Origin of the sequence: Paracoccus sp. (in: a-proteobacteria) (assembly GCF_035556475.1) — a bacterium.
Lineage (GTDB): Bacteria > Pseudomonadota > Alphaproteobacteria > Rhodobacterales > Rhodobacteraceae > Paracoccus.
Window position 1 is genome coordinate 1 of the sequence record NZ_DATMFA010000017.1, and the last position, 9,233, is coordinate 9,233.

10 protein-coding genes are annotated in these 9,233 nt (G+C 63.7%); 6 read left to right on the forward strand and 4 right to left on the reverse strand.

The window, feature by feature from the left end; genetic code table 11:
- The 3 genes from VNQ78_RS21590 to VNQ78_RS02130 all read right to left on the reverse strand — a co-directional run.
- Nucleotides 1-198: ribonuclease P protein component (locus VNQ78_RS21590; protein ID WP_414694036.1), on the reverse strand; the 198-nt coding region annotated here is incomplete at its 3' end.
- Nucleotides 199-245: 47 nt separating this feature from the next.
- Entirely contained in the window at nt 246-380 is a 135-nt protein-coding gene (rpmH, locus tag VNQ78_RS02125; RefSeq protein WP_003800771.1) for a 50S ribosomal protein L34, read from the reverse strand.
- A 112-nt stretch (nt 381-492) separates the two neighbouring features.
- On the reverse strand, nt 493-1,266 hold the full coding sequence (locus VNQ78_RS02130; protein WP_325686105.1) for an IclR family transcriptional regulator: 774 nt from the start codon (nt 1,264-1,266) through the stop codon (nt 493-495).
- Between the two features lie 243 nt (nt 1,267-1,509).
- On the opposite strand from VNQ78_RS02130, the gene VNQ78_RS02135 reads away from it, so the two are divergent.
- The 6 genes from VNQ78_RS02135 to VNQ78_RS02160 are packed head-to-tail and all read left to right on the forward strand — an operon-like array spanning nt 1,510 to nt 8,959.
- Nucleotides 1,510-2,508, forward strand: coding sequence for a TRAP transporter substrate-binding protein (locus VNQ78_RS02135; RefSeq protein ID WP_325686107.1), 999 nt, complete (start codon nt 1,510-1,512; stop codon nt 2,506-2,508).
- Nucleotides 2,509-2,526: 18 nt separating this feature from the next.
- Nucleotides 2,527-4,581, forward strand: coding sequence for a hydantoinase/oxoprolinase family protein (locus VNQ78_RS02140; RefSeq protein ID WP_325686109.1), 2,055 nt, complete (start codon nt 2,527-2,529; stop codon nt 4,579-4,581).
- Nucleotides 4,582-4,584: 3 nt separating this feature from the next.
- Nucleotides 4,585-6,252, forward strand: a complete 1,668-nt coding sequence (locus tag VNQ78_RS02145; protein ID WP_325686111.1) for a hydantoinase B/oxoprolinase family protein — start codon at nt 4,585-4,587, stop codon at nt 6,250-6,252.
- A 40-nt stretch (nt 6,253-6,292) separates the two neighbouring features.
- A complete protein-coding gene (locus tag VNQ78_RS02150) occupies nt 6,293-6,787 on the forward strand; it encodes a TRAP transporter small permease (RefSeq protein ID WP_325686112.1) in 495 nt (164 codons plus the stop codon).
- Nucleotides 6,775-8,055: a TRAP transporter large permease gene (locus tag VNQ78_RS02155; protein WP_325686114.1), complete on the forward strand. Its 1,281-nt coding sequence runs from the start codon at nt 6,775-6,777 to the stop codon at nt 8,053-8,055. Before VNQ78_RS02150 ends, VNQ78_RS02155 begins: the two co-directional genes overlap by 13 nt.
- A gap of 34 nt (nt 8,056-8,089) precedes the next feature.
- Entirely contained in the window at nt 8,090-8,959 is an 870-nt protein-coding gene (locus VNQ78_RS02160; protein WP_325686116.1) for an oxaloacetate decarboxylase, read from the forward strand.
- Here the strand turns inward: VNQ78_RS02160 and VNQ78_RS02165 are convergent.
- A partial coding sequence (locus VNQ78_RS02165; RefSeq protein WP_325686118.1) for a hypothetical protein occupies nt 8,956-9,233 on the reverse strand: 278 nt, incomplete at its 5' end. The genes VNQ78_RS02160 and VNQ78_RS02165 overlap by 4 nt on opposite strands.

Below are 9,233 nucleotides of genomic sequence, written 5' to 3' on the forward strand. Positions count from 1 at the left end.
CTTGAGCGCATTGCGGGTGACCGCCAGCGGCGCCTGCCGCTTGGGCACGATCAGGCCAAGCCGGGCCGGACCGGATTGCGGTTCGCGCGGCCGCATGACAACGAACATCGCCCCTCTGGCCACGCGCCGGCCTTTCAAGGCAGAAGCGTACTCCGAGGGGCGATGCAGCCGGGCCGCCGGTGGAAAAGCGGATGGCATGGCAGTCGGGCCGTCCGAGGGGCGGCCGTGCGGCGGTGTATCCGCGGTCAGACGGCGAGGCGCTTGCGGCCCTTGGCACGGCGCGCGTTGAGGACGGCGCGACCGCCTCGGGTCTTCATCCGCACGCGAAAGCCGTGGGTGCGCTTGCGGCGGGTGACGGAAGGCTGGTAGGTGCGTTTCATGGCAAATCCAAAAGAGCTAGGAACTATGGTTCAAGGCCGATGAGCTACGGGCGCAATCCCCCCATAGCGTCGAAAAGCCTATCATTTCATCAAATTTTGCGACGTGCGTCAATTAGCGGTTGTGCAAAACATCGAGATCTTCGGCAATTTCCCGCGCGGTCTGAAGCAATCGGCGGGAAAGGGCTTTCAAAGCCGCAGCATCCGGCTTGCGGGAAATCGGCAGCGAAATGCTGATGGCGGCGCGCTCGTCGCGAATGGGCGAAGCGATCGACATCGCGCCCTCGAAACATTCCTGGTTGGACAGGGAAACCTGCGTCCGGCGGACCTCTTCGATCCGCGCCAGGATGTCGGGAAGCGCCGTGACGGTCGTCGCGGTGCGCTGGTCGATCGGTGTATTGTCGAGGATTTGCCGCAGCTGCGCATCCGGTAATTGCGACAAGATCGCGCGTCCGCTCGCGGTGCAGTACGCAGGAAGCCGTGTGCCGGCGGGAATGTTCACGCTGACAAGCTCCCGGCATGGCCGATGCCAGATATAGAGCGCATGGATATTATCCAGGATGACGAGGTTCACCGACTCATTGCATTCCTGCGCCAGTTGGATCAACCGGCCCTCCGCGGTGGACACCAGCTCATTGCCGTGCAAATAGAACATGCCGAGCCGCAGGATCTTGGGCGCGATGGAAAACGATCTGTGCCGGCTATCGCGGTCCAGATATCCCAATTTATGCAGCGTATACGTGAACCGCTGCGCGGCACTCATGCCGAGGCCGGTCTCTCTGGCGACCTCTCCCAGCGTCATCCCGCCACGCTTGGACGCCACGACCTCCAGCACGCGTATCGCCTTGCTGGCGGAGGAGACAAATAGCCGGTGATCGAGCTCTTCCATCGCCCGCCTTCCTGATGATCCGGGAATTCCCGTTCTGATATCCCGCGAAGCTCGCGGCTTGGCACGCCGGGTCCGGGAGCCCCGACGCTACTCGCGAATATACCACCGCCGATGTGCGCCCTTTGCCCGGCTACGGGCGCGATTCAGCCGTCGGCCCCCGAAAGATTGACAAAGCAACTCCCCCATGGGACGATAACATAAAAACAATAATGATTATTATATCCCAATAAATGGAGACATGCTATGCATCGACATTTCACTGCTCGGGCCGTCGCGTCGCTCTGTCTGGCCGCGGCGGCGGCCGGCTTCTCGCTCCCCGCCCACGCGGCGGACCTGACTATCCGCATGGCCCACCCTTTCGCTCCCGGCGGACCGGAGGACCGGGCAAACGCCAAGTTCGCCGAGATCCTGAAAGAAAAATCCGGCGGCAAGGTGACGGCGGAGATCTATCCGGGCGGACAGCTCGGCGGCATGCAGCAAATCATCCAGGGCATCCCGACGGGGCTGGCCAACGGCATCTTCATCAGCAGCGGCACGCTCGGCCTGATCGATCCGGTGGTCTCCATGACGGTCTGGCCCTATCTTTTCAAGGCCAAGGCGAATTTCGACTGCGCCTATGCCCAGCCCGAGGGCCTGGCCTACCTGGAACACGTCCGCGAGACCACCGGCTTCCTCGCGCTGGCCCCGGCCTACAAAGGCACGCGCCATCTGTATTCCACCCGGCCCGTGACGGACATTGCCGACCTGAAAGGCCTCAAGGTCCGCGTCGCCCCCATACCGGTTTATTCCAAACCCTGGGAAGCCCTGGGTGCTGTGCCGACCGGCATCGACGTGGCGGAGGCCTATACGGCATTGCGGCAAGGGGTGGTGGATGCGGTTGAAATCGAACTGCCGACCGCACGCGCATTGCGTTTCCACGAGGTCGCCCGGCACGTCGTACTGACAGGGCACGCCATGGACAACTACGCCTGGCTGTTCGATGAAAAATGGCTGACGTCGCAGGATCCCGACACGCGCCGGGTCATCGAAGCGGCCGCAACGGAAGCCTCGGCATGGTTCTCGGACCAGTCCGTGAAGGAAGAGGAGGCCGTCTTGGCCCTGTTCAAGGAATCAGGAGCCACCATCCACACAGTGGACCGGGACGTGCTGCACAACGCGATCGAAGAGCCCATGCGCAAGGCATTGCCCGACATGGTGCCTTGGGTGGATCGCTTCCGCGCCGCGGGCGACCGTTGCGGTTAATCGACAGGAGCAAGCCCCATGCAACTCGGCATCGACGTCGGCGGCACGTTCACCGACCTCCTGGCACACGATCCAGACACCGGTCAGCTCAGTGTGTTCAAGATCCCCACTACGAATCATGACCAATCCGAGGGATTCCTGAACGCGGTGCGGCTTGCCGTCTCCGCCGGCGCAGCGCCGGCCCCCATCTCTTCGATCTGCCACGGCAGCACCGTCGCCATCAATGCCCTGCTCGAGCGCAAGGGCTGCAGGGCCGCCAGCGTCAGCACGCGCGGATTCCGCGACACGATCGAACTGCGTCGCCGGGACCGCCCGGCGCCTTACGGTCTGCGCGTGCGATTCGAACCGCTGATTCCCAGGGACCTGCGGTTCGAAGTCGGCACCCGCATCGACGTCGAGGGCCGTCTCCTGGTACAGGAGTCCGCTGAAGAAATAGACCGCATCGTCGCAGCACTGCATAACGCGCAAGCCGACCTACTGGTCATCAGCCTGTTCAACGGTTTTCGTAATACCGTGGAAGAACAGCGGCTTGCGGCGGCTTTCGACGCCGCGGGCTGGCCTCTTGCCAAGACGGTCATCGCAACCGATATCTCGCGCGAGATCCGCGAATTCGATCGCACCGGCACGGCAGTGGCCAGCGCCTATATCAAACCCGCCATGGAACGTTATCTAGTGGGCGTGGACGCAGCCCTGAAAAACAGCGGCATCCATGCGCCCTTTCTCGTTGCGCAGTCCAATGGTGCCGTGGCGCACTGGCGCGCGACCGTCGATAATCCGATCGGCTCCCTGATGTCGGGCCCCGCCGCCGGCGCGGTTGCGGCCACCGCCACAGCCTCAATGGAAGGGTTCGAGAACGCCATCGCCTGCGATATCGGCGGAACCAGCACCGACATCACTATCATCGCCGATGGCGCCCCGCACATGCGGCGCGCCCACGACATCGATTTCGGCCTACCCATTCTCTGCCCGATGATCGACGTACGCTCCATCGGAGCCGGCGGCGGCAGCATCGCACGGCTCGATCGGGGCAACATCCTGCAGGTCGGCCCCGAAAGCGCAGGTGCCCGGCCCGGCCCGGCTGCCTACGGAACCGGCGGCGAGCAGGCCACCGTCACCGACGCCCAGCTGATCCTCGGCATCCTGCCCGACGCGAAACCCCTGGGCACGGGCGGAGGCATGACGCTTTCGGTCGAGCTCGCGGCAGCGGCCATCGACCGCCACGTCGCCTCCCCTCTCGGCATCCCGCTGCGGCAAGCCGCCCAGGCCATCCTGACCGTCGCCCAGCACAATATCTGCGCCGCGATCAAGAAACTGGTGACGGAAAAAGGGCAGGATCCCGCCACCTTCGCCTTGGTCGTCTACGGCGGCGGCGGTGCGAGCCATGCCTGCGCGCTGATGCGGGAGCTTGGCATACGGACGGCCATCGTCCCGCCATTCTCCGGCGCCATTTCAGCCTTGGGCTGCCTGTTGTGCGATCTGAGGATGGATCAAGTCCGTTCCATCCATGCGCCGCTCGGCGAGCCGGCGCTGGAACTCGCTCGCTCGATCTGGGATGAACAAGCACAGGCCGCGGCCGACCAGCATCGGGCGACGGGAATTCCCACGGCGCCGCCGGCCTTACGGCGCAGCCTCTGGTGCTGCTATGCCGGCCAGTCCCATTCGATCGAGATCGAAATTGACGATCCCGCAGACGCAACGGATCTCACGGGCCGATTCGAGCGCGCCTACCATGCGCGCTTCGGCCTCACGCTGCCGGGTTTCCCGATCATGGCCACCGCCGTCCAGAGCGTCTCCATCGCCACGCGCCTGGACCGCTTCCATCTACAGGCTTCCCAGGGCGCCGGGCACGGACGCGCTGCCGCGCTCGAGCACCGGGCGCTGCACCTCGGCGGCACCACCCGGCAAGCCCGCCTGTTGAGCCGTGCGGACATCAAGCCGGGCCGCCCCACGCCCGGCCCCGTGATCATCGAAGACCCGGACTCGACCATCCTGATCGAAACCGGCTTTACCGTCGACATCCGCCCCAGCGGCTCTCTGGTGATCGCCAGGGAGACGCCCGAATCCGAGGAGTAGAGCATGGCGCACCGCCCACCGATCCCGACCCTCGATCCACTGCTGCTGGCCGTCGTTCGCGGGGCCTTGCAGGAGATCGCGTCCGAAATGGATGCGGCTTTCTATTCAACGGCTTTCTCGCCGATCATCTCCGAAGGGCGGGACATCGCCAGTGGCTTGTTCCACCCCTTGACCGGCGAGGTGATCGCCCAAGGCGAGGAAAGCCTGCCGCTGTTCGTCACCATCATGCAGCAGACCGTGCAGCATGTCCTTCGGCATGTCGGTGAACCTGGAAAGTTTCAGCCCGGCGATATCTACATCGTCAACGATCCCTACTATGGGGGCACCCACCTGCCCGACGTCAAGATGGTCATGCCGGTCTTCCTGGATGGGGACCTGTTGTGTTTTCTCGCCAATACCGGCCATTGGCCCGACGTGGGCGGCGCCGCCCCAGGCAGCTTCCCCGGCCGCGCCACGGAAATCTACCAGGAGGGGCTGATGATCACGCCCATCCGCCTGTACCGGGCCGGCGAACTGGATGCGGACGTCCTGCAGCTGATCCTGCGCAACATCCGCGTGCCGGAGCCACGGCGGGGCGACATCCTGGGGCAGGTCAGCGCATTGAACGTCGGGGCCGCCCGCATGGTGGCGCTCTCGGAACGATATTCCCGCGAGACCCTCGACGCGGTCATTGCCGAGATATTCCTGCGCTCGGAATCCGCAATGCGTTCCTATATCCGGGAGCTCCCGGACGGCGTATACCATCATGTCGACTACATGGACAGCGACGGCATCAACGAAACGCCGCTGAAGATCGCACTGCGCATGACCGTGCGCGGCGACACGCTCACGCTGGACTTCACCGGCAGCGCGCCGCCATGCAAAGGACCGTTCAATGCCGCCCTGGGGACGACGGTCTCGGCATGCCATGTCGCGCTGAAGCATTTGTTCCTGGACGTTCCCATCAACGCGGGGGCATTCGCGCCGGTCGAGATCATCGTGCCGGGGGACTGCTTCCTCAACGCCCGGCATCCCAAGCCCGTGTCCGGCGCCACCGCCGAAGTATCCCAGCGTCTGATCGATACCGTCATGGGCGCCTTCGCGCAGGTGCTGCCGGAGCAAGTCACCGCAGGCTGTTTTTCCTCCACGGTGAACGTCACGATCGGCGGCGACGACCCATTGAAGGGGCCTTACGTGATGTACCTGTACTTCGGCGGCGGCTACGGGGCCCATGCGCAGGGTGACGGTATCAGCAACGGCTGCTCGCTGCATAGCACCGCACGCATGACGCCGGCTGAAATATACGAACAGGATTTTCCATTTCGCGTGCGCCACTTCAGGCTGCGCGAAGGATCGGCGGGCCGGGGCCGCTATCGCGGTGGTTTCGGCGTCGACCTGGAACTCGAGTTGCTGCGCGGCGAGGCCCTGTTATCCATGATCGGCGACCGAGGGGTCCTGCCGCCGGCCGGCCGATTCGGCGGCGAGGACGCCCAAGGCACGGCCCTGCGCATCAAACGCAGGGACGGCACGCAGTACAGCCCCCCGTACGTTACGAAAGACGAACGCGTGCCGCTGTCGGCTGGCGACATCGTCCAGGTCCTTTCCCCCGGGGGCGCGGGATACGGCCCCCCCGCCGAACGGGATCCGGCGCTCCGGCGCCAAGACGAAAGACGAGGCTATTTCCCCGGCTAGCATTGCTTTTTCATTCTTTCCAATGAGTGAGGGCGCTCCCATGACGACCGACCCATCCGGCAGGCGCTTCGGCAGATTCATGATCGCACTGCAAATCCTTCTGCTGACCGTAATGCTGCTGCTGTGTCTGTACCAGGTCTCTGCCCGATACCTGCTCCATGCTCCCACAGGATGGACGGAAACCGCTATTCGCTATGTCTTCGTCTGGACAGTCTTTCTCGGGGGCAGCATCGCAGTGCTGCAAGGACGGCATTTCAACGTGGACCTGGCTTGGGTTTCGCGGCGTTTTTCCCGCCGAGTCCTCGCAACGGTTCACGGCTTGGGCCATCTCGGCTTCGGCGCCTTGCTATGTTGGGGCGGATGGCTCCAGGTGCAGGCCAGCCACCGGTTTTTCCATCCCGAGATCGGCATGCGCCAAAGTGTGCTCTATTTCCCCGTCGTCATCCTCGGGGCGGCGATCGTCCTTTGCGGTTGCCTGAAACTCTGGCAGGCGCGGCGCGGAACCAGCCAGGAGGATTCGCCATGCTCACGCTGATCCCGCTCGTGCTCTTCTTTGCCTTGATCGCCTTGGGATTGCCGATCTTCATCGCACTCGGTTTGGCGGTATGTACCAGTCTGCTGCTTTTGCCCGGTGCCACATTACTGCCAATGGCGCAAAGCATGGTCACCGCCGTGGATTCCTTCCAGCTGGTCGCCATCCCGCTCTTCCTGCTGATGGGGCAGCTCATGAATATCTCGGGGTTGACGGGACATCTCGTCAACCTGGCCCGGCTCCTGGTCGGACGGGTGCGCGGCGGCCTGGGCATCGCCAACGTCGGATCCAGCGTGCTGCTGGCGGGTGCCACGGGATCCGCCGTCTCGGACCTGGTGGCGATTGGCAGCGTGCTGATCCCGAGCATGAAGGCGCAGGGATACGGTGCCGCCTTCAGCGCGGCCATTTCGGCGGCGTCCTGCATCATCGGCTCCATCCTGCCGCCCAGCATCCTGTTCGTCATCTATGGTATGCAGGCCCAGGTATCGATCATCGATCTATTCATCGCCGGCATCATCCCCGGCCTGATCATCGCCGCCGTGCAAATGGCCTACGTCGCGGTCCTCGCGCACATCCGCGACATGCCGGTCGCCCCCCGCTGCACCCGCAGGGAGGCGCTTGCCATCCCCCTGCAAGCGCTGCCGGGCATGGGCATCCCGCTCGTGATCCTCCTGGGAGTGGTGTTCGGCGTCTTTACGATTACCGAATCGGCCGCGATCGCCGTGGCTTATGCGGCGATCTTCGTGGTTCTGTATCGAAAATGGTCATGGGGCGCCCTCTGGACCGCCATGCGCGACACTGCGGAGGACACGGCCGTCATCATGGTGCTGATCGCCGCTTCCGGAGCGCTGGCCTGGGTGGTCGCCGTGACTCGTTTCCCCTACCATGCGGCCGATTGGCTGATCAGCATCCATGCCTCGCCGATCATCGTGCTGTTGATGATCAATGCCTGCATGCTCGTGCTCGGGATGTTCCTCGCGCCGGCAGCCGCGCTTGTCCTCATCGTGCCGGTGCTCCTGCCCATCGCCGAGGCCTACGACATCGACTTGATTCACCTTGGAGTCATCGCCGTGGTGAACCTGAATCTCGGCTTGCTGACTCCGCCAGTCGCCATCGCGAACATGATCGCATCCCGGATCGCCAATGTCGCGCTACCCGAAATGCAGCGCGAATGCATGGTGCTATTGGGGCTGCTCATCATTGCCCTGGGCTTCATCACTTACCTCCCAGCACTATCCACATCCCTGCCGGATCTGCTCAGAACCCCATGAGCGTCCGTCCCTGCCATGATTGCGGAGTCTCGACATGACCACCAACGCCGCCCGCCTGCAAGCCTTACTCCAGTCCCGTTCTCTCGTGCCCCTGGCCGGGGTTTACGACGCCATGTCGGCGCGGCTCGCGGAACTTGCTGGGCTGCCCGCCATCTACCTCAGCGGTTATTGCGTATCCGCCACGCAACTGGGCCTGCCGGACGTCGGCTATCTGACAATGACGGAAATGCTCTCTACCGCGGGTCGAATCACTGACAGCGTCGGTATCCCCATGATCGTCGACGGCGACGACGGTTACGGCAACCACTTGAATGTGGGCCGCATGGTAAGAGCATTGGAGCGTATGGGCGCCGCAGGCGTACAGATCGAGGACCAGGTAGCGCCCAAGCGCTGCGGCCATATGCAGGGCAAGCGGGTCGTGAGCCGCCAGGCCATGCTGGATAAGCTCAACGCCGCGCTCGACGCCCGCACCGATCCGGATTTCCTGATCGTGGCCCGGACCGACGCGATCGCGGTAGAGGGATTTACATCGGCGATGGAACGTGCGCTCGCCTACGAGGCGACCGGTGTTGCCGCGGTTTTTGTCGAGGCCCCCGAAAACGAGGCCCAAGTGCGCGAGATCGCCTCGCACATCCAAGCACCCAAGGTCTTCAATTGGGCCTTGGGCGGCCGCTCACCCACGACGGACCCCGAGACCTTGGAGGCCCTCGGCTATGCCTTTTTACTGTCACCCGACATCGTGTTCCCGGTTGCCCGGACACTCCTGGACGTTTACAGGGAAGTGCAGCGCTCCGGCACATATGGCGCGCTTCGGGATCGCATGATGTCTTTCGACGAATTCAACGAGACCATCGGCCTGCGAGCAGTTGCCGAACTGGATCGCAAGTACGGGCAAAGCGACTAGAACGACGGCTTGCCTCTTCGCCCGGCCAGAGAACGCTCGCCCAGATTTTTCGTATCATTCAGAATCCAAAAGAAACGTTCAGATTCAATGATCCTGTCCGACTTGTCCACGCAGGCGGCCGGCCTTCCGCCCACGCTGTGGATAACTTGCGACCGGAGAGGGTAGAATCGAGGTTTAGCGAAATGACCTCTATGAACGAATTTTGGCAGGCCTGCCTCCAGCAACTGGAGCAGGAACTCCCCCCGCAACAGATCAGCGCCTGGATCCGCCCCTT

Bases quoted from the DNA above. Each gene is read 5' to 3' on its own strand.
- VNQ78_RS02140 (WP_325686109.1), top strand. From the start codon at position 2,527: ATGCAACTCGGCATCGACGTCGGCGGCACGTTCACCGACCTCCTGGCA.
- VNQ78_RS02130 (WP_325686105.1), bottom strand. From the start codon at position 1,266: ATGGAAGAGCTCGATCACCGGCTATTTGTCTCCTCCGCCAGCAAGGCG.
- VNQ78_RS02135 (WP_325686107.1), top strand. From the start codon at position 1,510: ATGCATCGACATTTCACTGCTCGGGCCGTCGCGTCGCTCTGTCTGGCC.
- VNQ78_RS02155 (WP_325686114.1), top strand. From the start codon at position 6,775: ATGCTCACGCTGATCCCGCTCGTGCTCTTCTTTGCCTTGATCGCCTTG.
- VNQ78_RS02160 (WP_325686116.1), top strand. From the start codon at position 8,090: ATGACCACCAACGCCGCCCGCCTGCAAGCCTTACTCCAGTCCCGTTCT.
- VNQ78_RS02145 (WP_325686111.1), top strand. From the start codon at position 4,585: ATGGCGCACCGCCCACCGATCCCGACCCTCGATCCACTGCTGCTGGCC.
- VNQ78_RS02150 (WP_325686112.1), top strand. From the start codon at position 6,293: ATGACGACCGACCCATCCGGCAGGCGCTTCGGCAGATTCATGATCGCA.
- rpmH (WP_003800771.1), bottom strand. From the start codon at position 380: ATGAAACGCACCTACCAGCCTTCCGTCACCCGCCGCAAGCGCACCCAC.